The sequence below is a fragment of the Bacteroides ihuae genome (genome assembly GCF_900104585.1).
Taxonomy (GTDB): domain Bacteria; phylum Bacteroidota; class Bacteroidia; order Bacteroidales; family Bacteroidaceae; genus Bacteroides; species Bacteroides ihuae.
Genome location: NZ_FNVX01000005.1, coordinates 843312 through 868774 on the forward strand (window position 1 = coordinate 843312; position 25463 = coordinate 868774).

General features: G+C 37.7%; 24 protein-coding genes and 4 tRNA genes. 13 read left to right on the forward strand and 15 right to left on the reverse strand.

What is annotated here, in order from left to right; genetic code table 11:
* Positions 1-115: 115 nt before the first annotated feature.
* Positions 116-1603: a sensor histidine kinase gene (locus BQ5338_RS08895; protein WP_071146449.1), complete on the reverse strand. Its 1488-nt coding sequence runs from the start codon at positions 1601-1603 to the stop codon at positions 116-118.
* Positions 1604-1756: 153 nt separating this feature from the next.
* Here BQ5338_RS08895 and BQ5338_RS08900 point away from each other — a divergent pair, with 153 nt between their 5' ends.
* The gene (locus BQ5338_RS08900) at positions 1757-3871 is read left to right on the forward strand and encodes an outer membrane beta-barrel family protein (RefSeq protein WP_071146450.1); all 2115 of its coding nucleotides are present in this window, start codon (positions 1757-1759) and stop codon (positions 3869-3871) included.
* Positions 3872-4082: 211 nt separating this feature from the next.
* The gene (locus tag BQ5338_RS08905) at positions 4083-5750 is read left to right on the forward strand and encodes a formate--tetrahydrofolate ligase (protein ID WP_071146451.1); all 1668 of its coding nucleotides are present in this window, start codon (positions 4083-4085) and stop codon (positions 5748-5750) included.
* A 223-nt stretch (positions 5751-5973) separates the two neighbouring features.
* On the opposite strand, the gene BQ5338_RS08910 is transcribed toward BQ5338_RS08905, so the two are convergent.
* Positions 5974-6474, reverse strand: a complete 501-nt coding sequence (locus BQ5338_RS08910; protein ID WP_071146863.1) for a GNAT family N-acetyltransferase — start codon at positions 6472-6474, stop codon at positions 5974-5976.
* Positions 6475-6629: 155 nt separating this feature from the next.
* On the opposite strand from BQ5338_RS08910, the gene BQ5338_RS08915 reads away from it, so the two are divergent.
* From BQ5338_RS08915 to BQ5338_RS08925, 3 genes are all read left to right on the forward strand, one after another.
* Positions 6630-6956, forward strand: a complete 327-nt coding sequence (locus tag BQ5338_RS08915; protein WP_071146452.1) for a PadR family transcriptional regulator — start codon at positions 6630-6632, stop codon at positions 6954-6956.
* A 21-nt stretch (positions 6957-6977) separates the two neighbouring features.
* Complete coding sequence (locus tag BQ5338_RS08920) at positions 6978-8087, forward strand: PspC domain-containing protein (protein WP_071146453.1); 1110 nt, start codon at positions 6978-6980, stop codon at positions 8085-8087.
* Positions 8088-8281: 194 nt separating this feature from the next.
* On the forward strand, positions 8282-10819 hold the full coding sequence (locus BQ5338_RS08925; protein WP_159431323.1) for a BamA/TamA family outer membrane protein: 2538 nt from the start codon (positions 8282-8284) through the stop codon (positions 10817-10819).
* Positions 10820-10850: 31 nt separating this feature from the next.
* Here the strand turns inward: BQ5338_RS08925 and BQ5338_RS08930 are convergent, their stop codons facing one another.
* The 3 genes from BQ5338_RS08930 to BQ5338_RS08940 form a co-directional block, all read right to left on the reverse strand.
* Positions 10851-11249, reverse strand: coding sequence for a hypothetical protein (locus BQ5338_RS08930; protein ID WP_071146454.1), 399 nt, complete (start codon positions 11247-11249; stop codon positions 10851-10853).
* Between the two features lie 38 nt (positions 11250-11287).
* On the reverse strand, positions 11288-11617 hold the full coding sequence (locus BQ5338_RS08935) for a GNAT family N-acetyltransferase (RefSeq protein ID WP_235816398.1): 330 nt from the start codon (positions 11615-11617) through the stop codon (positions 11288-11290).
* 329 nt (positions 11618-11946) lie between these two features.
* Positions 11947-12168: a hypothetical protein gene (locus tag BQ5338_RS08940; protein ID WP_071146455.1), complete on the reverse strand. Its 222-nt coding sequence runs from the start codon at positions 12166-12168 to the stop codon at positions 11947-11949.
* A gap of 257 nt (positions 12169-12425) precedes the next feature.
* Between BQ5338_RS08940 and nspC the strand changes: the two genes are divergently transcribed.
* From nspC to cysN, 8 genes are all read left to right on the forward strand, one after another.
* Complete coding sequence (nspC, locus tag BQ5338_RS08945; RefSeq protein ID WP_071146456.1) at positions 12426-13559, forward strand: carboxynorspermidine decarboxylase; 1134 nt, start codon at positions 12426-12428, stop codon at positions 13557-13559.
* 109 nt (positions 13560-13668) lie between these two features.
* Positions 13669-13741: transfer RNA gene (locus BQ5338_RS08950), tRNA-Gly, on the forward strand.
* A gap of 20 nt (positions 13742-13761) precedes the next feature.
* Positions 13762-13844: transfer RNA gene (locus BQ5338_RS08955), tRNA-Leu, on the forward strand.
* 31 nt (positions 13845-13875) lie between these two features.
* Positions 13876-13962 (forward strand) — tRNA-Leu (locus BQ5338_RS08960).
* Positions 13963-13973: 11 nt separating this feature from the next.
* Positions 13974-14046: transfer RNA gene (locus BQ5338_RS08965), tRNA-Gly, on the forward strand.
* A 278-nt stretch (positions 14047-14324) separates the two neighbouring features.
* Positions 14325-15134 (forward strand): sulfite exporter TauE/SafE family protein, encoded by an 810-nt coding sequence (locus BQ5338_RS08970; protein WP_071146457.1) that lies wholly within the window; start codon positions 14325-14327, stop codon positions 15132-15134.
* An 11-nt stretch (positions 15135-15145) separates the two neighbouring features.
* On the forward strand, positions 15146-16051 hold the full coding sequence (gene cysD, locus BQ5338_RS08975; protein WP_071146458.1) for a sulfate adenylyltransferase subunit CysD: 906 nt from the start codon (positions 15146-15148) through the stop codon (positions 16049-16051).
* A gap of 4 nt (positions 16052-16055) precedes the next feature.
* The gene (cysN, locus tag BQ5338_RS08980) at positions 16056-17981 is read left to right on the forward strand and encodes a sulfate adenylyltransferase subunit CysN (RefSeq protein ID WP_205409940.1); all 1926 of its coding nucleotides are present in this window, start codon (positions 16056-16058) and stop codon (positions 17979-17981) included.
* 25 nt (positions 17982-18006) lie between these two features.
* Here the strand turns inward: cysN and BQ5338_RS08985 are convergent, their stop codons facing one another.
* The 10 genes from BQ5338_RS08985 to BQ5338_RS09025 form a co-directional block, all read right to left on the reverse strand.
* Entirely contained in the window at positions 18007-19851 is a 1845-nt protein-coding gene (locus tag BQ5338_RS08985; RefSeq protein WP_071146460.1) for an asparagine synthase-related protein, read from the reverse strand.
* A gap of 18 nt (positions 19852-19869) precedes the next feature.
* Positions 19870-20286, reverse strand: a complete 417-nt coding sequence (locus BQ5338_RS08990) for a lasso peptide biosynthesis B2 protein (protein ID WP_071146461.1) — start codon at positions 20284-20286, stop codon at positions 19870-19872.
* Entirely contained in the window at positions 20283-20546 is a 264-nt protein-coding gene (locus BQ5338_RS08995; protein ID WP_071146462.1) for a PqqD family protein, read from the reverse strand. The genes BQ5338_RS08990 and BQ5338_RS08995 overlap by 4 nt, the downstream gene beginning before the upstream one ends.
* Before the next feature lie 10 nt (positions 20547-20556).
* Positions 20557-21417, reverse strand: a complete 861-nt coding sequence (locus tag BQ5338_RS09000; protein ID WP_071146463.1) for a sulfotransferase domain-containing protein — start codon at positions 21415-21417, stop codon at positions 20557-20559.
* Positions 21414-22247, reverse strand: coding sequence for a P-loop NTPase family protein (locus tag BQ5338_RS09005; protein WP_071146464.1), 834 nt, complete (start codon positions 22245-22247; stop codon positions 21414-21416). The genes BQ5338_RS09000 and BQ5338_RS09005 overlap by 4 nt, the downstream gene beginning before the upstream one ends.
* A 125-nt stretch (positions 22248-22372) precedes the next feature.
* Positions 22373-22498 carry a hypothetical protein gene (locus BQ5338_RS17125; RefSeq protein WP_262483082.1) on the reverse strand — a complete coding sequence of 42 codons (126 nt, stop codon included), beginning with the start codon at positions 22496-22498 and terminating at the stop codon, positions 22373-22375.
* A 77-nt stretch (positions 22499-22575) separates the two neighbouring features.
* Positions 22576-23484, reverse strand: coding sequence for a methionyl-tRNA formyltransferase (locus tag BQ5338_RS09010; RefSeq protein ID WP_071146465.1), 909 nt, complete (start codon positions 23482-23484; stop codon positions 22576-22578).
* Positions 23485-23498: 14 nt separating this feature from the next.
* Positions 23499-24044 (reverse strand): phage tail protein, encoded by a 546-nt coding sequence (locus BQ5338_RS09015; RefSeq protein ID WP_071146466.1) that lies wholly within the window; start codon positions 24042-24044, stop codon positions 23499-23501.
* 32 nt (positions 24045-24076) lie between these two features.
* The gene (locus BQ5338_RS09020) at positions 24077-24610 is read right to left on the reverse strand and encodes a phage tail protein (protein ID WP_071146467.1); all 534 of its coding nucleotides are present in this window, start codon (positions 24608-24610) and stop codon (positions 24077-24079) included.
* A gap of 26 nt (positions 24611-24636) precedes the next feature.
* Positions 24637-25221: a phage tail protein gene (locus BQ5338_RS09025; protein ID WP_071146468.1), complete on the reverse strand. Its 585-nt coding sequence runs from the start codon at positions 25219-25221 to the stop codon at positions 24637-24639.
* Positions 25222-25463 lie beyond the last annotated feature (242 nt).

The following is a 25463-nucleotide window of genomic DNA, read 5'->3' on the forward strand; positions in this document are numbered from 1 at the left end:
GTTCTATAGTTAAATCGTTGATTGCAAAAGTTTACTATCTAGTCACTCATTAATCGAAACACATATAATTTCTATTCGTTAATGACCTTTGCTTTAAAAATTTATAAGGCTTAAATCATTCTTCATTTAGCAGTCTTATAGTAAAGCAACTTCCTTTACCCGGTTCACTCTCTACGCTAACTGTTCCCCCATGTTTTTCTATCATCGTCTTTACATAATATAATCCCAAACCATAGCCTTTTACATTGTGTAGATTTCCTGTTGGTACCCGATAAAACTTATCGAATATGTTTTTCTGTTTTTCTTTTGAGATTCCGATGCCCTTGTCTATTACGGATATTTCTACTTCTCCATTATTTTTTCGACATTCTATTGTGACTTCCGCTTTATCAGCAGAATATTTAATGGCGTTATCTATTAGGTTACTGATAATGTTACTGAAGTGTATTTTGTCGACCATGATCTCACAATTATCTGATTCCGGGTTACAAGAAATTTTGGTCGGTTTATCAGCTTTCATCTTATGTTGTTCTATTAAAGGCTTTATCAATTCCTGAAGTTGTATCTTTTCCGGACGCAAACGAAAGGCTTTTCGCTGCTCCATGCTCATGGATAAGATATGCTCCACTAGACCACTTAGTCGTTGTAATTGTTCCATACAGATGCGCAAGTATTTATCTCGTTGAGCTTTTTCCTCAGCTTTGCCAAAGTTTAGCAAAGCATCGTTGGCTGCATAAGCCACTGCTATGGGTGTTTTGAGTTCGTGCGTAATGTTATTGGTAAAATCACTTTTCATTTCTTCGAGAGTCTTTTGCAGTAAAATGGTGCGAATGAGATACCAAAAGGAAAAAGTTAAGATTATGAGAATAATCAGCGAAGTGGTAAGTATACCTGCCATCTGTAGCAGAATCACCGTGCCAGTAGGCTCTGTATATACAACAAATGCACGTGTTTTTTGTAGATCATATATAAATTCGTGACGAATCAAATTCGTTGTATCTACAGAAGCGGGTAGGGATGAAGCTATGATACTATCACCTTTGATCTTCACTATCTGTGTGTAATGCTTAATGTCTAAGTTCGATTTGATAAGGTCGCTACGTAAAATGCTATCAAAGCGAGTGAGGTTTATTTGTTTAATTTCTTCGTCTACTGCCATGTGCAATGCCATTTGCATTTGCTCTGCCATTACCAGCAAAGAAGAGTAGTTATATCCTATATTAACACCATCGGTCAACTTACCGTCCGATTGTACTATCTGCTCAGTTTCATATAAAGCAGAATCTCGTAATATTTTTTTCTTTATAATGGTCTGAGACGTTTTTTTAACTTCATCTTCTTTATATGATGTAGAACAAGAAATCTCTCCAGAAGCATTTGCTTCAATACCAAGTTTTCTTCTTTCCTTACCTGCGCTACTGATGCTGTCTGCTCGTAGGAAGAGCTCAATATGGTCTGCGTTTTTTATAGCAGAGAGAATGGCGACTTCCGTTTGCGACTTCATATCGCGATACAAGCTTGTGAGCCAGTATGCCTGGTAAGCAAAGATGCCCACCAAGGAAAGAATAACCAATATGGCGATAGGCTTGAAAGGTAGATTCATCTTTTGATTATAAATTGTACATGCAACAAAGATAATGAAACCTAACACTATTTGTTTTTTTGATAAGACTAAATAACACTTGGTAAGTTACTGATAACGCAGTCTGGATATTATTATGTCGTACTTTGCAGTAATAAAAAAACAAAATGCGATATGAAACGAATGTATCTCTTTGCTTTCTTGTTAAGCGTAATTCTACTAAAAGCTTTTTCACAAACAACTTCGTCAGTTTCTGCAGGCAATCCTATTCACGTGAATGACTCTACCCATCTATTTCTCGATAGCATCTATATGCAATTACCTGAAGTGATGGTAAAAGGCGAACGCCCTGTTGTGAAAGCTGAAAAAGGAAAATTGGTGTACGATTTGCCTCGTTTGGTCAGTAATTTACCGGTAGATAATGCCTATGAAGCCATAAAAGAACTTCCCGGTGTTGTCGATATGGGCAGTGGACTAATCTTGGCCGGCACAAGTCTAACGGTTGTGATTAATGGAAAAGTAAGCACAATGACTACCGAACAGTTGAATACTTTATTGAAAAGCATGCCAGTATCGCGTATTGAAAAGGCAGAAGTGATGTATTCTGCTCCGGCTCAATATCAAGTGCGGGGACCGATGATTAATCTGGTATTGAAATCGGGTGTTGGAGATGCTCCTTCATTGCAAGGAGAACTCTACTCTGCATGGTCACAAGAACGCTATGCAGGCTTTACGGAGCGTGCAAGCCTCCTTTATTCTTCTCCTAAATTCTCTGCTGATTTTCTTTACTCTTACAATCACAACCGCAGTTATTATGGAATAGACAAGGAGGCTTTGCATACCGTGAATAACCAGGTATATCCAGTTAACATTCTTTCTATTGGGCGTGGTAGGGGCAATGAACATAATGCTCGGTTGGGTATGGATTATAACTTTGGTAAGGATCATACATTGAGCTTGGTTTACACTACTCAGATCAATGATAATAGCATGAATAATACTTCTTCAGGAACGGTTAACTCCAATGTAGATAGTAATGGAGATGATGCGTTACATAACGTGAAGCTTGACTATCAGGCTCCTTGCGGTCTAAAAGCAGGTGCAGAATACACCTTTTATCGTGCGCCCGGAGATCAGATTCTGCACAGTACAATGGACGGAGAAAAACAGGATTTTCGCTATGAAGACGAGCAGCGCATCAATAAATGGATGTTTTATGCTAAACAAAACCGTGACTTGAAAAATGGTTGGGGGATAAACTATGGAATCAATTATACTACAGCTACTGATAACAGCTTTCAGTATTATTATGACACTGAGACCGGAGAACTGCTTCCTGAAAACTCGATGAGCGCTCATCATCGTGAGCAAACATTTAATGGATTTGCAGGATGCAATAAGAGTTTTGGCGAAAAGTTTTCGATGGATGCTTCTTTGGCTGCAGAACTTTATCATACCGATGTGTGGAATGAGTGGAACGTTTATCCCACACTTAATATGAATTATACGCTGGCGGCGGGTCATATTCTTCAGTTGGCATTTACGGCCGATAAAACGTATCCTTCATATTGGTCAACTAATAACACAGTAGCTTATTCCAATAACTATACGGAGATACACGGAAATCCGCTGTTAAAGCCTTCGCGATCTTATGAATCAAGCCTTACATATATCATGAAGAGTAAATACGTGTTCACTGCATATTTCAATCATCAACCCGATTATTTTACGCAAGTTCCTTACCAGTCGCACGAAAAGCTCGTGGAAATAAATAAATATCAAAATTTCGATTTCAGACAGGAATCAGGTCTTCAGGTAGTAATACCTTTTAAAGTGAAAGAGCGGTTAAACTCTCGCTTCATAGTGGTAGGTAACTACACGCGTGAGAAAGATAGCGACTTTTGGGATATACCTTTCGATCGTCACGCATACTCTTTTATGCTCGTTATGAGCAATACACTCACGCTCTCCACCAAGCCCGATTTGAAGTTCACCCTTTCCGGCTTTTATCAAAATGGAACCATTCAGGGCATTTATGATCTTAGTCGTTCCGGTAATTTGGATGCAGCGCTTAAATGGACTTTTGCTAAAGAAAGAGCACAGCTAACCATTAAGGGAGCCGATCTGTTCGATACTTCGCTTATCACTCCCGAAATTCATTTTGCCAACCAAAGTGTGACTAATCGTTATTTACAAAACACGCGTACTTTTAGTGTGTCCTTAAGTTATAAAATAGGCGACTATAAGGAAAAGAAACGGCAAGAGATAGATACTTCACGCTTTAAATAAGGACTTGACGGTTAGGCCATTTTTAAGAATCTGGATACAAAGCGAATGTTTTGTGTCCAGATTCATCGTTTATAGGAGGTTTAAAGTTATAAAGCGTTATATTTATCCATATCGGACGATATTTCTGTGTCTAAATGTAAGTCAGTCAGTCAAATAAACAAAGTTTATTATTATTTTTGCAACTTCAAAATAGAAAATCAAACCACTTCATATGAAATCAGATATAGAGATAGCACGTACTACAGAGTTAAAGAAGATAAAACAAGTTGCCGAAGAAATCGGTATTCCGCGAGACGAAGTCGAAAACTATGGACGTTACATCGCTAAGATACCCGAACATCTGATTGATGAAGAGAAAGTAAAGAAGAGCAATCTAATTCTGGTTACTGCCATCACTGCCACAAAAGCCGGTATTGGTAAAACAACCGTTTCCATTGGTTTAGCTTTGGGATTAAGTAAGATCGGAAAGAGAGCCATTGTTGCCCTACGCGAACCCTCTTTAGGCCCCTGTTTCGGCATGAAGGGTGGAGCAGCCGGAGGTGGATATGCGCAGGTACTTCCGATGGAGAAGATTAATTTGCACTTTACTGGTGATTTTCATGCCATCACTTCGGCACACAACATGATTTCGGCTCTGCTCGATAATTACCTCTATCAAAATCAGTCGAAAGGATTCGGATTAAAAGAAATACTTTGGCGCAGAGTGCTAGATGTGAACGACCGTTCGCTGCGTAGCATTGTTGTGGGATTAGGGCCTAAGAGCAACGGTATCACTCAAGAGTCTGGCTTTGATATTACTCCTGCCTCCGAAATAATGGCTATACTTTGCCTTGCCAAAGATGTAAGCGACCTTCGTCGTCGGATAGAGAACATCTTACTTGGTTTTACTTATGATAATAAACCCTTTACGGTGAAAGACCTTGGAGTAGCTGGCGCTGTAGCTGTACTATTAAAAGATGCCATTCATCCCAATTTGGTGCAAACTACTGAAAATACACCCGCTTTTGTTCATGGAGGCCCATTTGCCAATATAGCTCACGGGTGTAATTCGTTGTTGGCTACGAAGATGGCTATGACTTTTGGTGACTATGTTATTACAGAAGCAGGCTTTGGTGCCGATCTTGGTGCTGAGAAATTTTATAATATCAAGTGCCGCAAATCAGGCCTTCAACCTCGCTTAACTGTTATCGTTGCTACTGCTCAAGGATTGAAGATGCATGGTGGTGTGAGTTTAGATCGTATTAAAGAGCCCAATATAGAGGGACTTTCTGAAGGGCTACAGAATTTGGATAAACATATCCGCAATCTACGTTCGTTTGGACAAACCATCATTGTGGCGTTCAATAAATATGCCAGCGATACAGAAGAGGAGATTGAACTGATTCGCACCCATTGTGCCGAACTTGGCGTGGGCTTTGCTATCAACAATGCCTTTACTGAAGGGGGAGATGGTGCTGTTGATTTGGCTAATCTTGTGGTGGAAACTATTGAGAAGACCCCATCTCAACCATTGAAGTTTACCTATAAAGACACTGACACCGTTCAACAAAAGATAGAAAAGGTAGCTACCGGCATTTATGGTGCCAGCATTGTTACATATAGTAGCATTGCTCGTAACATGATTAAGCAAATTGGTGAACTGGGAGTTTCTCATTATCCTGTTTGCATTGCCAAGACGCAATACTCTTTCTCCGCCGACCCCAAAATATATGGTGCGGTAAACAACTTCGAGTTTCACATCAAAGACATTGTGATAAATAATGGAGCTGAGATGATTGTGGCTATTGCAGGAGAGATACTTCGTATGCCCGGATTGCCGAAAGAGCCACAAGCACTGCACATTGATATTGTGGACGGAAATATAGAAGGTCTTAGTTAATGACAGGATCTTTTTATTTACAATTAAGAGTCTATTTATAAAACATATAACTTCACCGTGGTGAATTAACTAGTTCAGCACGGTGATCTAGTTAATTCACCACGGTGATCTAGTTAGTTCAACATGCCCTCTCTCAGAAGGCCTGTAGCGCATTATTTGCGTTTTTCTTAAATTTAAACAAAAGAACAAACGACTAACCTCTAAACTTCGCATAAGATATTCTTCAGCGTCCTATTTCTATCCCCATAATATAGTCGTTCATGTAGTATCCATTGCCAATGGGAAAATCTCCTTCGCGCATTTTCTTCATACCCATGTGTTCGTAAAACTGTATTGCTGGGTTATTCCTATTCACATTAAGTTCCATCTTACAAGGAGACGGGTGTACTTTCTTTATGTATTTAACTGCTTCATGAAACAAAAAACTGCCTGCGTGCGTACCCTGAAAAGAAGGTAAAACATAGATCTTTTGCAAATGGAAAAGGTCTGCATTTTCCTGTTGAACAGATAGATAGCCGCAAACCTCACTTTCAGCATATGCAATGAAGTAAACGTGCCCTTCTTTCATCTGTTTACACAGGTTATCGGGAGAATACATCCATTCAAACATATAATCAAGCTGATCTTGAGATAGAATCTCTTTGTAGGTCTCTGGAAATACTTTGGATGCTAATCGATTGATTAGTAAGCAATCATCAGTTGTTGCTATTCGTAGGGTAAACATCTGCATAAGGTTTTATAACTTATGCGAATATAGATATTATTTCCTCTTTTTACAGCTTAATAGATACTTTAAAAGTTAAATATAACGAAAATAGAGTACTATGTATAACAAGGTACCAAATAATACATATATTTGCAGTGTAAATATATAAAGCAATGAATGTAGATAATGTAAAATCGCAGATGCGCAAAGGGATGCTTGAATATTGCATCATGTTGCTGCTTCACAAAGAACAGGCTTATGCTTCGGATATTATTCAAAAGTTGAAAGAAGCCAAACTGATTGTGGTAGAAGGGACATTGTATCCATTGTTGACTCGTCTTAAAAATGATGATTTGTTATGTTATGAATGGATAGAATCAACTCAAGGTCCGCCTCGTAAATACTATCGGATAACAGAAAAAGGTGAGATTTTTCTTGGAGAACTTGAATTCTCGTGGAAGGAATTGAACGAAACGGTAAATCATATTGCAAGTATTTAATTCTAATAAATAAGAAAAAAAATGAAAAAAACATTGACTGTAAACTTAGGCGGAACTGTTTTTCATATAGATGAAGATGCCTATCGGTTGTTGGATGACTATTTACGTAACCTTAAACTTCATTTTCGTAAGCAAGAAAGCGCTGACGAGATTGTAGAAGATATTGAAAACCGTATATCCGAACTCTTTGGTGAGAAAATTGGCATGGGAGTACAAGTAATAAACATTGCTACAGTGGAAGAAGTGATTGCTCGTATGGGCAAACCTGAAGAATTCCTAGGAGAAGAGCCGGACGAAAAAGAAGATGGAGCAACGCATACCACTGCGCAAGATTCTGCAAACAAAGAGAATTCAAACATTCACAGGCGTTTATTCCGTAATCCGGATGATAAGATTCTTGGTGGTGTTGTTGGAGGACTGGCTGCTTACTTTGGATGGGATGTGACAATACTACGTATCATTTTGCTGGTATTGATGGTATGCGGTGTTGGAACAATAATACCAGTCTATATTGTTTGCTGGATTGTTATTCCCGAGGCATTGACGGCAGCCGATAAATTAAATATGCGAGGAAAGGCTGTGACGGTTGAGAATATAGGAAAAACTGTGACCGATGGTTTTGAAAAAATAACCAATGGCGTGAATAATTATATGCGCTCAGATGAACCTCGTACCTTCATACAGAAGTTGGGAGATGCCCTCGTGTCCATTGCCGGAGTGTTTTTAAAAGTCTGCTTGGTGATGTTGCTTTTAGTGTTTAGCCCCTTGCTGTTTGTTTTGGCCATTGTCTTTATGGCGCTGGTAATAGGAGCAGTGGCTGTTGCTGTAGGAGGTGGAAGCGCACTCTATCACGTGCTTCCGTCTATGGATTGGTCACTATTTTCAGCTTCTCCGTTTGCCGTTATTGTAGCAAGTATTGCAGGTGTTATGTTGGTTGGCATTCCTCTGGCATCGATGCTTTATGCTGTGCTTCGGCTTATCTTTAAATGGGAACCCATGGTTTCGGGTTTAAAGATGACTTTACTCATTTTGTGGGTTGTTAGTTTAGTGACTTTTGTGCTTTGCTTCTCTCAGATGAACTGGAATATACCTTATCTGAATGATACTTTATTTTACACATCTAATTGGTAGAGAATGTCTTCAGCTGATTTTATACGATAAAAAAAGGTGCAAGCTTTACATATTGATCATTTATTGGAGCTCTAATTTATCCAATGACGTTTTATAGCAAATGCGAATGCAACTATATCTAAGCTTTATTTGTTATACTATACGACTGATTCTACTCCATGAACTATCTTATAAAAGTTTGCTTTCTTTTTTTAATGTTTTTATCTTTGTCTCCGTATGCTTCGGCAGTAGCTGAATTCGGAGGAACAAGCAGTGATACCGATACAATACCTTTGTATTCGGGTGGGAAAATACGAAAGTCGATTTATTCACAATCTGAGCATAAGCGCAGTGGGTTCTATAATTATTTATGGGGGAAACATTATCGCGATTTATATTTTATTCCGATAACTATTCAAGCCGCCAGACTGCATTCTATCTATGGTGGGCTCAAGTTTGTCAGTCAGTTCCCACGCTTTCAGGCTATGTTTCTTGAGAATAAGTCGGGACATCAATATTTGTTGAAACCAGTTGGAGGATCGACTACTTTTCTTGAATCAGATTTTTTCAGAAAAACATACAGCAAGCAAGAATATAAAAACACCTATTTAGATAAATTTGTTGGAGATGCTTACACCATCACCCATCCTTATGCCTTTCTGGTTGCCAATGCATTAGCCAATAATGTCGGTGTAAGTTCCTTTGATCCTAAAATAGTTTACATTCCCAAACGAACAACGACAGACACTATTGTTGATGGCACAGGCATTGAAGATCGTTTGGTGATTATCTATGACCTGAAAAAGTTTACCGTTCGCTCTAAATTTATTGAGACCGAAGAATTGCTGGCTAAACTGCAAGAGGATAAATCCGTTATTGTGGTGCAAGATAAATACATTCGTGAACGTCTTTTGGATATATTAATCGGGGACTGGAATGAAACAACCGAGAACTGGAAGTGGTATGAAGAATCTCGTGGAGACAGTATTATTTACACGCCTTGGGTAATGGACAGAAGTCATGCATTTACGAAGGTCGACGGGTTATTATTCAAGGGAATATTAGGAATGTTCGGAATTAGTAATATCACAAATTATAGTAGTGAATATAAACATCTAAAGAAAGTAAATTCCGCTAGTTTGCCTTTGGATATGGTGCTTACCTCTGAAAGTAGTCGTGATGACTGGGTCAAACAAGCTCGAGATATCAAACGTATATTAACCGATAAGGTAATAGATAAGGCTTTTACCGAATTGCCCAAGGAGATTTATGGCTTGAAAGAGACCGAGAGTATCAAAAAGAAACTCAAGAAAAGGAGAAACTCTCTTGATCGGATCGCCCAACAATATTATGACATATTGCAAGAAAATCCGGTGATTACGGGCACGAATAAAAACGATCTTTTTGTAATAAATCAGAAAGAGAATCGCACTACAAAAATTGAGATATACGATAAACAGTCTGGCCGTCTGGTATTTGATAAAAACTATGACAAGACGACGAAAGAAATCTGGCTGTATGGCTTGGGTGGAGATGATGAATTTAAACTAAACGATCCATCGAAAAAAGATGCTCATATCGTCTTAGTTGGAGGAAAGGGAACGAATACTTATCAGATTGAAAAAGGTAAAAGAACAAGAGTTTACGAGTCTGAAGCGTATAAAGAGGCGGATGATTTGCTTGCAGGAGCGAACCTTATTAAAACGAATGTAGAGAAAGTGCATGCTTATGATTATGAAAAATTGAAATATAAAACACTCTCTTTTACACCGTGGAGTATTTATGACTCAGACTTAGGACTGTATCTGGGTGCGTACGTTACCAGAAGCGTTTATGGATTTAAACGATCTCCTTACACGTATCAGTATCGGTTGGGTTATAGTTATCTTGACGGATTTATGTATCAAGGATTTTTTCCAACGTATGATGAAAAGAAGAGTTTCAACATCGAGGCTTTTATCGGTATGCCTTATAACTTTTTTAATTTTTTCGGATATGGAAACAAATCAGTTAGCTACGACGATGAGAGCAAGAATTACAATCGGGTAAACATTGCCAAATATACTTTGCAACCCTCTTTTTATTGGAAATTTAATCGCGGGCAGAAGTTTATTGTCCAGTTGATGTTAGAATCATTCGATATTAAGCAGCCAACAGGTCGATTCATAAATACTCTTTATGATAGGGACGCCGACATCTTCAAAACGAAAACATTTTTGGGCGTTAACCTGAAGTATGAGGTCACTCGTAAATTGGCGACTATGGTCCCTTTAGTAAAGTTTTCATTGATACCCGGATGGACATTCAATGTAAGTGATTTTGGCAGAAATATCCCTTATGTAAAATCTGAATTATCCTTCAATTTGGCTTATAACGATCGGTTATCTATGCTTACTGAAATAAAAGGAGCGGCTTTATTCTCCGATAAATACGAATTTTATCAAGCGGCAACGATCGAAGTCAGAGGCTTTAGAAACAATCGTTTCATCGGTAAACAATCGCTCTATGGGCATACAGATCTCCGACTCGATTTGGGCCATCTGAAAAATCCTTATACACCGCTTCTGTACGGAGTATTCGCCGGATTTGATTACGGACGGGTTTGGTATCCCGGTGAACAGTCACGGAAATGGCACACCTCTTATGGCGGTGGATGGTGGTTGACATTATTCAAAGATTACACCGGCAAGTTCTCTTATTTCGTATCAAAAGATGGCGGACGATTTTATTTTGGTCTGGGGCTTGGTTTTTAAAATTGAAGGGTATATAACAGACTCAGATGTCTCATTCTTTCTCTAGCTTTTTATCGGAATTTCCATCGCTGGGAGTTGTATTTCTCCATTTCATAGTTTTCGAGGTTAGTTTGAGAATATCATATTGTTCTGTATATCTGTTTTCTTCATTGAACAAAGTAAGCAAAGTTTGGTCTAAGCTGACTATGTACGTACGATTAATAGTCGTATCTCTATTTGATAATGCGTCGTAGCAATAAATTTTACAAGTCTTATCCTCATTGAAGGTGTATGTTACAAAACCATCAACTGATAAATTCGGATCATCGTAAACAACGCTCCATGTACCTTTTAATTGAGAAATATCTATTTTGTCATCTTTGTCACAAGATACAAAACTAGAAATAGCGAGAAATAACAAACAGACTTTGAATAAATTCTTTGGTTTCATAATAGTTTAATTTTAAGTCATTATATAGCTAATTTAGCTTATCTGTCAAATATCAAATCGCAATTCTGCTCGGTACTATCTACTTGAGCACCAATATTTTTATAAAAACCGATTGCCGGTTTATTCCATTCAGATACTTGCCAGCGTAGTTTGTGACATTCTGAATCTTTAGCAAACTCAATCACTCTATTTATGAGCTTAGTGCCGATTCCCATTGCTCGATATTCAGGCTTAACATACAAATCGTCCATATAGAGCGATTTGCCGATCCACGTGTAGTAGCCGAAGAAATACGTTGCATATCCTATAATCTGATGATCCTTTGTCTCGGCTACAAAGCAGTTGAAAAAAGCTTTCTCTTTATTCATTCTTTCAACGGAATTGGTCATCTTCTCAGGGAGTTTCTAAAATGTTGCAAAGTCTTTGAACAGGTTTACTATTTGTGAAAAATCACCTTCCTCAACTTGTCTTACCCTAATCTCTGCGTTCATTATTATAATATTCATTTTGTTCAAAAAACATCCAAATGTAATACTATTTTCGGAAAGTTGCAATATGAGCTATTTTTTTATTTATTCAATATCGTATTGACAAACCCAAAATATGTTGCATATCTGTTCTAGCTCCCAAAAAGGAAGAGAGGAACTCTCCTTTACGGAAAGCCCCTCTCTTCTCTAAGTACAAAATAGGAAGTTTCTTATTTAGCGCAAGCTTTTTTAGTAGCTTTAGTTGTTGCTCTCGTCTCAGCTTTTGTCGTTTTCATAGCCTTAACAGCTGACTTCTTAACTGTTTTGGCTTCTGCTTTCTTACTTGCAGTTTGTTCAGTTTTTGCTGGTTCTACTTTTTTAACTTGGGCGAATGCTACGTTACTTGCACAGATCATTGCTACCATGGCAGCTGCAAAAATAAACTTTTTCATAATCTCGGTTTTTTAATGGGTTATATATCTTGTTCTAATATTCATTGAGCTTTTATTGCCTTTCGACATCACAAAGAAAGGTGGTTATCTCCCTGCTTGTAGTTAGAAAACCATTATAATAAGATTAGAAATTCATTAGAGCCGTTGTCGATATCCTTGGTTGAGATCAATAAATTGACGAAGGTCTCTTTATTGTTTATGGAAACAGAAAAACATTCTGTACCTTTGCAGCACGTTTTAAACTAGTAGATGCAGTAATGATAGATTTTACCCAATTTCCTTCACCATGCTATATCATGGAAGAAGAACTCTTAAGAAAGAATTTAGGCCTGATTCAAAACGTAAAAGAAAGAACAGGAGTAGAGATTATACTTGCCTTTAAATCGTTTGCGATGTGGCGCTCGTTCCCCATTTTCAGGGAATATATAGATCATTCTACAGCCAGTTCGGTGTACGAGGCACGATTAGCTCTCGAAGAGTTTGGCAGCAAAGCCCATACCTACTCACCGGCATATACCGAACGGGACTTTCCTGAAATTATGCGTTGCAGTAGCCATATATCTTTCAACTCGTTGGCGCAATTCAATCGCTTCTATTCGATGACTGAAGGGCAGGACATTTCGTGCGGCATCCGCATCAACCCTGAGTATTCAGAAGTTGAAACAGATCTTTATAATCCCTGCGCTCCGGGAACACGGTTTGGCATAACGGCAGATTTGCTACCTGAGATTTTGCCTCAAGGCATTGAAGGTTTCCATTGTCACACTCATTGCGAGTCATCGTCTTATGAGTTGGAGAAAACACTGCTACACATTGAAGAGAAGTTTTCCGGTTGGTTCTCGCAGATTAAATGGTTGAATTTGGGTGGAGGACACTTGATGACACGGGCTGACTATGATGTAGAACATCTGATAGGATTGCTGTGCAAGCTCAAGATGCGTTACCCACACTTGCAAATTATTCTTGAACCCGGATCGGCCTTTACATGGCAGACAGGGGTACTAACCTCGGAAATAGTAGACGTGGTAGAGAATAGGGGGATCAAAACCGCTATACTGGATGTAAGCTTTACTTGCCACATGCCCGATTGCTTAGAGATGCCTTATCAGCCTGCTGTGACTGGTGCTGAGATAGGGGATAAGGGTGCTTTCGTTTATCGCTTGGGAGGTAGTTCTTGTTTGAGTGGAGACTATATGGGCAATTGGAGCTTTGATCACGAACTTCAGATTGGTGAGCGTATTGTGTTTGAGGATATGATTCATTATACTATGGTGAAAACAAATATGTTTAATGGAATTCATCATCCGGCCATTGGTTTGTGGACAAAAGAGGGGAAAGCTGAAATCTATAAACGATTTAAGTATGAGGACTATCGGGATCGAATGAGCTGATAATCAATAGAATCGCCTATCTTAGGAATATTTTAGGTAATTATTGAACAAAAAAATAAGCGGATTATTTGCAGGTTTAAGAGAAATCTCTACCTTTGCATCCGCAATTGCGAAAGTAGCTCAGTTGGTAGAGCACAACCTTGCCAAGGTTGGGGTCGCGGGTTCGAGTCCCGTCTTTCGCTCAAAAAGTGTTTTATACCTTGCCCAGGTGGCGGAATGGTAGACGCGCTAGTTTCAGGTACTAGTGTTAGCAATGACGTGCAAGTTCGAGTCTTGTTCTGGGCACTAGGTGATAAAATATTTTGTTTGACGTACTGGAGGGATGGCGGAATTGGTAGACGCGCTACTTTGAGGGGGTAGTGACAGTTATGTCGTGTGAGTTCGAGTCTCATTCTCTTCACCAGTATAATGTTTGCGAAAGTAGCTCAGTTGGTAGAGCACAACCTTGCCAAGGTTGGGGTCGCGGGTTCGAGTCCCGTCTTTCGCTCTTAATTAAAAGCTTTTTTCTTCATATGAATTTTCACCCGTTTTAGGGTGTATCTACAGCTAACTTCTAATTTTATTTTTAAAATATATTTTACCAGACATATTTTTGTCTAGTAGAATTTTGTATTTTCTAAAAAGGCATTAACTTTACACAAATTCTTTACTGATGATTTTTTTATTGTTAACACAAATCTCATGAAGGCTATAAACCGGGTTAAAAGCGTAACATTGATATGGTTATTTTGCCTTATATTGGCATCAGTTGCTATTGTGTTATTTATGAATAATGAAACAATTGTTTTCAGTACTCCCAACTGGATGATCGTTGTTTTTCTTTTTTTAATCTCTGCTTTTTGCGAATACATTGACAGTTCTTTGGGTATGGGATACGGAACCACGCTCACCCCTTTGTTACTTACTTTTGGCGCTATAAGACAAGAAATAGTTCCGGTAATACTTCTCTCGGAACTGCTAACAGGTTTTTTTGCTGGTATTGAGCATCATCGACAAGGAAATGTTGATCTGTGGAAGAATAAAAATATAAAAACAGCTTTTCTTATTTTGACTGTTCCTTCTGTTGTTGGAGTTATGATTGCTACAGTTCTGAGTACTCAACTTAAAACAATTGGTCAGCACTATGCTAATCTGTATATAGGAATAATGATTGTAGCAATAGGAATTTATCTCATATATAGCCATTATTTCCGAAAAGTAGTATTCAAATCTATTAGTAAACCCAGACTATTGTTTTTGGGTACTATTGCTTCTTTCAATAAAGGATTATCAGGAGGAGGATACGGCCCTTTGATGACCGGAGGGCAATTAGCCGCAGGTGTTAAGGAGAAAGAGGCTATTGTGATAACTTCGTTATGTGAAGGTTTTACTTGTCTGACAGGGCTAATTGTCTTTTTTGTTTTAGGAGGGTCACTTAATTTATTTTATGTGGTTCCTCTTTGCATGGGGTCTATGTTGAGTGTGGTACCTGCTGCAAAAACCATAAAAATACTTCCTGAGGGAATTTTGAAAAAAACGATAGGTTGGGCTACCCTCTTACTCGGATTATTAACCCTATGGAAGTTCCTATCTTAAATTAAAAATACATGGATTTCAGAACAACACATTTAAAGCAACTTGAAGCAGAAGCTATTCATATTATCAGAGAGGTTGCTGCAGAATTTGACAATCCGGTGATGCTATATTCTATCGGGAAGGATTCATCGGTGATGCTACGATTGGCTCAGAAGGCCTTTTATCCGGACAAGATACCTTTTCCGCTGATGCATGTGGATACAAAGTGGAAGTTCAAAGAGATGATTGCTTTTCGTGAACAGGTATGCCGGGAAATAGGCTTTGATTTGATTGTGTTTACTAATCCGGATGGATTGGCACAAAATATTAATCCGTTTGATCATGGTTCGGAGATGCATACGCGTATTATGAAGACGGATGCGCTGAAGATGGCATTGAACAAATATCATTTTGATGCTGCATTTGGAGGAGCCAGAAGGGATGAAGAAAAATCAAGGGCAAAAGAACGTATTTTCAGTTTCAGAGATGAATTTCATCAATGGGACCCTAAGAATCAGCGTCCGGAATTATGGGATGTATATAATACACGAATAAAAAAAGGAGAGTCAATTCGTGTTTTTCCTTTATCTAACTGGACGGAACTGGATATCTGGCGATATATTCAATTGGAGAAAATTTCTATTGTTCCGTTATACTTTGCCAAAGAAAGACCTGTTGTAGAACGTAACGGTATGTTGATCATGGTGGACGATGATCGGATGAAACTGAAAGTAGAAGAAAAAATAGTCTATAAGAAAGTGCGTTTCCGTACATTGGGTTGCTATCCCCTTACAGGAGCTATTGAATCGGACGCTGAAACGATTGATGAGATTGTAAGAGAGATGCTTTTGGTCAACACATCCGAGAGACAGGGCAGGTTAATTGACTTTGACGGGAAAGCGAGTATGGAAGAGAAGAAACGAGAAGGTTATTTTTAAAACTATGGATAGAGACACGATGAACTATATAGTACGTGAACAAGAGTTGATTCATAATGATTTATCTACTTACCTGAAGCGTCACGAACAGAAAGAAATGTTACGTTTGTTGGTAGCGGGTAGTGTAGATGATGGAAAATCTACTCTGATCGGTAGACTGTTGTACGATTCTCATTTAATTTATAAAGATCATTTGGAGGCTATTCAGCAGGACTCTAAAGTGTTTAATACAACAGAAGATGAAATAGATCTCTCTTTGTTGACCGATGGACTAAGGGCGGAGAGGGAGCAAGGAATTACCATTGATGTGGCGTATCGTTATTTCTCCACGGAGAAAAAAAGCTTTATTCTTTGTGATGCTCCCGGTCATGAACAATATACGCGCAATATGGCTACTGGTGCTTCGCATTGCGAAATGGCGTTAATACTCGTTGATGCGCAAAACGGGGTAAAGGCTCAAACCAGACGGCACAGTCTGATAGCCTCTATCATGGGCATACGTAATATTGTAGTAGTAGTTAATAAGATGGACTTAGTAAGCTACCGTGAATCTATTTTTGAATCTATCAGGCAAGGCTACTTGGCCTTTGCTAATAAACTGGATATTGATTCCATTCATTTTATTCCAATTTCAGCTCTTACCGGAGAAAATGTGGTTATTCCGAGTACTAAAATGAGCTGGTATATGGGGGGGCCGTTATTGAACTACTTGGAGAATGTACAGCCGGTTAATGATCGTAACTTGATGGATTTCCGTTTCCCTGTGCAGTACGTCATTCGTCCAAATGCTTTTTTTCGAGGATATGCCGGTAGCATCGCTTCTGGGATTATTCGTAAAGGAGATGAAGTGATTGTTTTACCATCACGTCAGAAAACCAGAATAAAAAGCATTGAAACTTTTGATGGTAATCTGGAGGAAGCATTTGCATCAACTCCGGTAGTACTTACCATGGAGAATGAAGTGGATATCTCTAGAGGAATGGTATTGACTAAACCAAATAACGTTCCAGTAGTAGGTAATGTGCTGGAAGCAATGTTGGTTTGGATGGATAATTTTCCTTTGCAAATAGGTGGAGAATATCTGTTGAAATGTAATATGCAGTGCATGCCCGTGAGAATTAAATCGGTACGTTATAAGTACAACATCAATGAGTTGACCCGGATCTCTTCGGAGAACTTGGCCTTGAATGATATAGGAAGGGTGGAGCTGGTGTTACAACGTCCACTCATTTACGATTCGTTCAGGAGAAATAAAGCGATGGGTGCTTTTATTTTGATAGATAGAAATAGCAATGCTACAAGTGGTGGAGGAGTGATTTTGGATCAAGTAGCAGAGAAGGTTCAGGAGAAGCGCTATCTTTCTGAAGAGAAAAGTACGGTGACGACAAAGCAACGGGAGGAGTTATTTGGGCACAAACCTGCTACTGTCTGGCTGACTGGGCTGAGTGGTTCCGGTAAATCTACCATTGCCCGGTTGCTCGAGCCAACACTATTGGAACGAGGTGTTCATGCTTGTGTGTTGGACGGTGATAACCTGCGTCACGGATTGAACTCAGACTTGGGCTTTTCACCAGAGGATCGCTCTGAAAACATCCGCAGAGTTGCCGAGATAGCTAAGTTAATGAATGATGCAGGGCTAGTAGTCATAGCAGCATTCATCTCACCGTATGAGAAGGATAGGGAAGAGGCATCTCGCATTATTGGTGACAGGATGATAGAAGTGTATGTGGATGCAGATATTCAAACTTGCATGCAACGAGATCCTAAGGGTTTGTATGCTAAATTTGCCGCTGGTAAGTTTAAAGGACTTACCGGTATTGATGCTCCTTATGAAGTTCCTCAAAATTCTGCACTAATATTATCAACGGATAAGGAATCGGTTGAAGAATCGTTGGGGAAAGTTTTGGAAATGGTGCTAGAAATGATCTGAATATAACTCAGTTGGACTTCAAATGTTATTTGGGTTTGTGAGTAAAGTATTTTTTGCATAAACTATTATATCGTAGATAAAACTTTAGGTATATAAAATCGTTGTTGAATTTGACTCTATCGCTTAATTTATGTGTGTTTAAATCAACTCTTTCAATCGTTAATTTCTGAAACTCTTCTGAATTGAAAAATAATAGAAAGTCGTTATTAGTAAATAGTTCCAGATGCCTAGCCCATTGTTTCTTTATTTCTTGCTTGTGTCGTATGTTATTCTTCTGCAAAGCCCCTTCAAACTTATCTTTCCGGGTTCTAATTTCTTCAGGAAGAATTCCTTTTAATGACTCTCTATAAAGATATCTGGATATCTTTAATTCGTAGGTATACTGAACGGGGACTGTAAACCAAAACTCCAATAGTTTTTTGTCTAAAAGTGGATATTTATATTCAAATCCGTATTTCTCTGCAAAGAGAGCCCATGAGTCCATTCTGTCAGGGATATGATAGTTGTAAAGTAAATTTAGCATAAATCTAGTACGATTTCCCCAACCGTAAAATGATCCTTTCCAATTGAATAAAAATAGTTTCCAATGCCTGATTATAAAAGATTTCTCAAATAATTTGAATTCTGCTTTTATAGCATCTTTATTATTAAAAATAGAAGGTATGAGAAGCGGTACTATTTCCCCTTTCATTCTTCCAATGGTGTTTTTTATACCAAAATGTTTAATCCAACGATATAGAGCTGCAAGCTTAAAATGTAGAATAATATGGTTGAGCGATCCACGGTGACTTAATGAAACAAATTCATCTCCACCCCATCCACTGAAGAAAATTCGTATATTGTCTTTTCTCGCCTGTTTCATTGTCTGTTTCTCAATGTTCATATGTTCAAACTCCGGTTGGCATATCTCTTCAATCAAGCGATCTTCATCCCATGTATAGAACCTGACAAGTAGTTCTTTCTTTTTTGCGAAACTTTCGATCAGTTCTTTTTCATTAATGCCCCCCCCTACTAATCCAACAAAAACTTCGGGTGACCAGGAATAGCCAATCAAGCGTTCTTTGTCGCCAATATTATCTGCAAGTATAGCTGCTATTCCAGATGAATCGAGACCTCCACTTACATGAGTACCTATCATGCCGGGCTCCATTCTTCTTTTTGTTGCATTTATTAGATGTTGGCGAAGTTGAAAAACCGTTTCTTCTAGGGTGAGTTGCCGATTCTTCTTTATTCTTTCAGGAAACCAGTATTTTACATTTTTAATTTTTGAATTTGATATTGTCAGGCTATGTCCGGGAATTACTTTTAATATATTCTGAAAGGTGGTCAAGCAATATTTTTGTTTCTTAAATTTAGGAAAACGACGAATCAAATATTCTATTGAAATGGAATTTGTACTTAGGTTAGATTTAGCAATGCCAAACTCGTGCGAGGAAAAGATCAATTGTCTGTTTTGGATGATATAGCACAGAGGACGCACTCCAATATGATCACGAAAGAGAATGATCTTTTGCAACTTATGATCTATAATTACTACAGAAAAATCTCCATTGAATTTGTCAGCACATAAGTTACCCCATCTAGAATAAGCTTTAGCAAATGCTTCTTCCAAAGTAATAAAAGAAATATCTTTGTGCAATTCAGATATATTATAAACTCGGGCGTCACATATCACTGTAACGTGCTCATCATTGTAAATGCCCGCTTTGGGTGCTCTGTCTCTATTCCAACAATAACCTATAGCAAACTTGTTATGAATATCAATGCAGTCTTCAAAACCGTCCCATTTCACAGCGTTGCAAAGTGTACGAATATCTTTAGTGTCTATTGAGTCGTCATTAAGACTTACAATACCAAATATGAAGCTCATAACAATAGTTTCATTGAGTTAAAAATGATAGATTTCTTTATAATTCTCTTCCCCTTTGGGGGTAATATTGATATCTCCCACCATCAGCCATGCATGTGCTTCCATATTTGTCGAATTCTTGTATCGTAATCCAAGATGCATTACTGAAGCAATACCTCGACTTTGTAGCATCATTCGTGCTGCAAATGAATTGACTATACAGATGTTTTTCCAGAAGACTAATTTATTGGCTCTAAATATAGCCGTGCGGACATTTTTCAAAGTGCTGATATCTATACTATGATTTAATTGCTCAATGCTTTTGAATTGCCTAATACAAGTTTTAAACGGAAAAATGAAAAGAAGTATTTTTGAGTAAAGCAGAAACAACAGTGCTTCCATAAAAAGCGTTTTCTCTTTATATGATATTTCTATAAATCGATGGATAAGTTTCATATTTTTTTTATAATATCATACTTGATAGATTTGTCCAGAAAATCTTGCACTTCACTAATACATATATCTCTATTTACACTAAACTCTCCCAATAGAATTTCAATAATTTCTTCGAAGCTGCATGGCGTTTCCAAGAGTTCCCAAATTCGTTTACCTACTGGGTTTAATCCATAATATTTGCCTTTATCTAAGTGCATCATTACCTGATTATTGTCTAACTCGCCATCTATAATCTGCTGATTTCTATAGTACTTTTCCATTGCATTTATTCTAAATTGTTAATATATCATTTTTATCAATATAGCCTAATTGTTTCATCGTTTCATAGCTACTGTCTACTATCTGATTAATTTGATTTTCTGAAAGGTAGTTACGATAATTTCCAATCGTACCTTTCCAGAAAAAGCTTTTGGCCTTCTGTGTTTTTTCTTTAAATCCTTGTTCATGTTCCATTTGCTGTAATAGTTTAAAGTCACTATTTATAATAGCGCGGTTCAGACGATCTTCATTGTACTCAAGTTGCAGAAACTTAATAATAGAGCCGAATACTTCCAATGGTCTTTGCTGCATATCTTCGTATCTGACAGTATGTATTGGAATAGAATTTTGTTCATTCCAACTTTTATAGTGATCTTGCCAAGAGAGTAGTATTTGCCTTAGTTGACCATTCCTTTTTCCGCCAATTGTCGCATTTCTATTTTGTATAAGGTCTACCGTTTTACTGATTTCAGATGCATTATGATTAGCGTACGAAATGCATACATCCAATGGATTGCGAACAAAATAAACAGCTCCCATGGTAACATCTGCGGGAAAAATAGGCTCTTTATTAGAATTTAGTGTATAGGCATCATGTGTTTTCTTGTAAAGCCAACCATCTATATTTTCTCTTTGCTTTGAGAGATTTCGGTATATATCAGGACGATAAAGATCGACCTCTTCAGGCGTTAGTTCGAAAGAATTAAGCCCCGTCTCTTCTTCAAAATCGATGGCACTGCTTGCAATGGGACTCTCTTCTATTTTATTGAGAGACAAAGGTTGCTGTGCATTGAAAATATAGTTGGCTAAAAACATTCGGAACCAAGTATTTCCTGATTTTGGATATGATACTAGCCAAACGATGTTCTTCATGGAAGTAGTTGTTTGCGGATAAAATCCGTTGTTGAATATATATCGCTAATTTTAGGCCTGAATATTTGAATTATATCTACACAGCCAGCCAGTTTTAATAGTTGTTGAAAATAGTTCTTCTCAGTTTGAGGCATACCTCGTAAATACATTTTCCGATAAATATTCTTTTTTATCAATTTATATTTATCAATTCCTGTTGGTCTAATAACTTTATATGCCTCATCGTTGTGAGTGGAAAGAATAACTATTGTATCCAATTGTTTTTTCTCATTACATATTGGCAAAAGAGGGACATAGAATTTATCTATGGAAGGCCTGATTTTTTTCTTGTTTTCATTTTCAATTTGAAGTGCTTGAAGGGTATCATCCCATAATTTTACTTCTGTTCGTATAGGAATAATGATAGGGAATGAGTCAATAAAGCTTATTGGCGTGATATCGTCATTAATAAAATGTGCTCCATTTTGACAGAATGCAGCAGTAATTGATGATTTTCCAACTCCAGAATGTCCACAAATAAGGATTCTTTTCCCTTGGCATTCAAAAGAACTACCGTGAAAAGGAATGATACCTCTTTGATGAAGAACAGCACCTAATACGGAGCCATTCAAAAAAAGTTGTACGGAATCTTGATCTGCATCTTTTTCCGGAAGTACCTGAATTTTAGATCCGCTTTGTACACGATATTGAGCCACGTGTTCAATTTGTATTATAAAATCTGCTTCGCTAATTTTTAGCCTTTGAGTAGTGTAATTTGGATCTATTGCATCATCCGAGAACTTATTTACAATTTGAATGTCTACCAAATCTATAGGAAAATGTAGTCTCATGTCTTCTTATTAAGTGATTTTTGCTCAAAAAATAGAGATGTAATAATTATGATTTTTTTTAATCGAACTTTAATACAACTCTATTTTTTTGTTTACATCTCAGTCTTGTAATTTGGGATGATGATTTACGAGACGGGGCCACCCGCAGTATTCTCTGTAGGATGAGAATCTCCTGATGTAGTGTTTTCCACATCCAAATCAATAATCTCGGGTGTTACCCACTCTTTTCTTGTTTCTAGTTCTTCATTCATAACTTTAATTTTTAATTTGGGGTTTGAATTAATAAAAAAATATTTTAAGAGTCTCAATAATACGTATGAGCATATTTCTAATTAAAAGTGTCTCCAATATAACACTTAAGTAGTTTAAAGTTGTAAGATGGCTGATAACTATCCATATAATAGAGCATTGAAATTCCTATTGATTTGCCATCACTACAAGCAATCTGCATCTTGTTATCATAAGATATGATCGTTCCTGCAGATGCTTTACTATCTCCTAATACTATGGCATCCATGATTTTCAGCTCTTGTTTATTCCAGAAAGTAATAGCTCCTTTGTTCCAAGGGTTGCAAGCTCTTGTCAGGTTACAAATATCACTAGCTGTCATGTGTTTCCAATCAATTGAAACATCCTGTAATAATGGCCGTTTCTGAAAAGAAGGGTTAATGTGCTTTCTGTTTATTTCAATTAATGACAATCTATTCATAAGACATTGCAAGATAAAGAATGCTCCTTCTACACATAGCTCACTAAATAGTTGCATAACACTCCTAAAATTATAGTGTGCTTGGTTAGGGATCTCTTTTACCCATACTACAGCCCCTTCATCAAAGTTTTTATTTAATCTATGAATAACCATTCCCAATTTTTCCACTCCATACTTTAATTGCCAGAATACAGGAACAGGACCTCTGAAAGCCGGTAATGGTCCAAAATGAATATTGAATAGCTTAGCGGCTATATTCTTTAGCCTGTCTAGTTGAATCAATCGGCTATAACCAATTATAAAGCAGGCATCAAACTTTCCTTTTTCTATCCATTCATAGATATCGTTAGTCTTATTTTTCTCCTCAATAAACGGTATATGAAACTGTTCTGCAAACGCTTTCACTTTTTGATTGGTAAATAAATCAGGTGAAGGTGAATAGAACAAGTACACTTGTATCCTCTGAGATACAAGTGTACCCATTAGTGGGATACAGCAATCAGAATCGGATATTATGCCAATATACATAAACTCTTTTTTTATTACTGATGTTCAGGATATAAGTTGTTCTCTATACAAATAATGTAGTTAATTGCCATGCAAGGCATTACATTTCCATGCATAACATTATTTCCTGTAGGCTGTATGGTCGTAAGATCAAGCGAGACTTTTTGGGGAGTTGTCGCCGTTTCCGGTAAGTATCCGGCAACTTGAGCATCGGGAGATGACATGGCTCCTAAGAAAGTAGACGAAGATGGTATTGTAGTACTAACTCCTGTCGTGTTTAGCATAACAGCATGGCTATGACTTGGCAGATTATTACTAGTAAGCGATATATATTCTGCCCCTCCTTGCTCTCCTATACTACGAGGGGTAAGCCCTCTTCCCGTACCTTGTCCGACTAATAAGCGTCCTCTTAAATCGGGCAGATTAAAAGTTAAATTTCCTGAACCTCCATAAGTCTGGCCGATTAAGGCATATAAGGCTTGATATTCATTGATCGAAAGAGAAGCGCCGTTACATATACGCCAATTAACAGGTGCATAATCTCCTGCAAATGCACGAATTTCTCCAATAAATCCTTCCATAGTTGTAATTTATTTTATTATTATATATGATCTCATGGTCTCGGAGGATAATATCCGTTTAAGGCTATACAATAGTTTACCACCGTATAGGGTTGCATGTTACTATGCGCTGTACCTCCACCAGAATTATCTATTGTTTCAGGGTTTAACGAAGTATTGGGAATGCTTGCTGTTGAATAGATGTTAATTACTTCTGATTCGATTGAGGTAACATTGGGTATGGCAAGCATGTTTGTTGAAATGGGTGAATCGCCTTGTGCAGCTTCCACATGCATTAAATGGTTGTGATTTGTCTGACCCATTGTAAGTGATAAACTTTCGACTCCACCTTCCATTCCCTGTTCGTAGTCTGCTCCCCCGAAACGGCCAGCATTCATTATAGTTCTTCCACATAAGTTAGGTAAAGCAAAGGTTGTTATTCCATCTCCGCCAAAATATTTACCTAATAATGAGTAAAGTGCGACATATTGCTTTATCTGGAGCACTGTCCCATCACATAAGTGCCAATTTTTCGGTACGAAACCAAAGCTAAAAGTTCTAATTTCTCCAATATAGTTTTCTGACATAATTGTATTCTTTATATAGTTTCTAATTATTGAGGGCGCTGCGGATAATCTGCATCTGAAACACAAATGCAGTAACGAATAGCTAGAAAAGGTGAACGATTTTCATGAGGAGCTATGATATTACTACCATATTCGCAATTAGCTATAGTTGCCGGATGTAGCGTCACAGGTGATTTAGAGACATCACGGTATGCAAGGGCCACAAGAGCCTTTGTATCTGATGCTCTTTTATAACTAACATTGCTAAGGTATGAGTCGCCGGTTGTTGACGGAACGCTTGTTCTTGCTGCATCGGCCCCTCCTTTACCTATAAAATTATGTATGTGAACTGGTAAATTAGCATCAGTAAGAGTTATACTCTCTGATCCGTATCTATGGTTAGGTAGATAGGTACTTCCATATTGATTATTGGTTCCGACTCCTACTAAAGCGGCTGCCTGAAGATTAGGCAGATTAAAATAGTTCCTATAATCTCCTCCATAAGTCCATCCGATAATACTAAACAATGCCTGATACTGATTGATAGCTAAAGGTTGACCATAGCATGCATACCATCCTTGAGGAACAAAATTGTAGGGGAATGCCCTAATTTCTCCAATAAATGAATCCATAAGCTTAAATTTAAAAGGTTAATATTTTAAAAAAGGCTTTGTCATCTCCAATGAAAATATTCTTTCATTGTTAAATGAACGTTTGTATTTATATGATAATTTTTTGCCTTATATTTCATTCCATGGAAATAAATATGTTTTTGAAAAAAGCGCATAGCAAAACTATTGTTTTTTTTTAAATAAGTAGTACGTTCTAAAAGGAAATATATATACTTATTTGGTGTTTAACGTTTATTTGCACT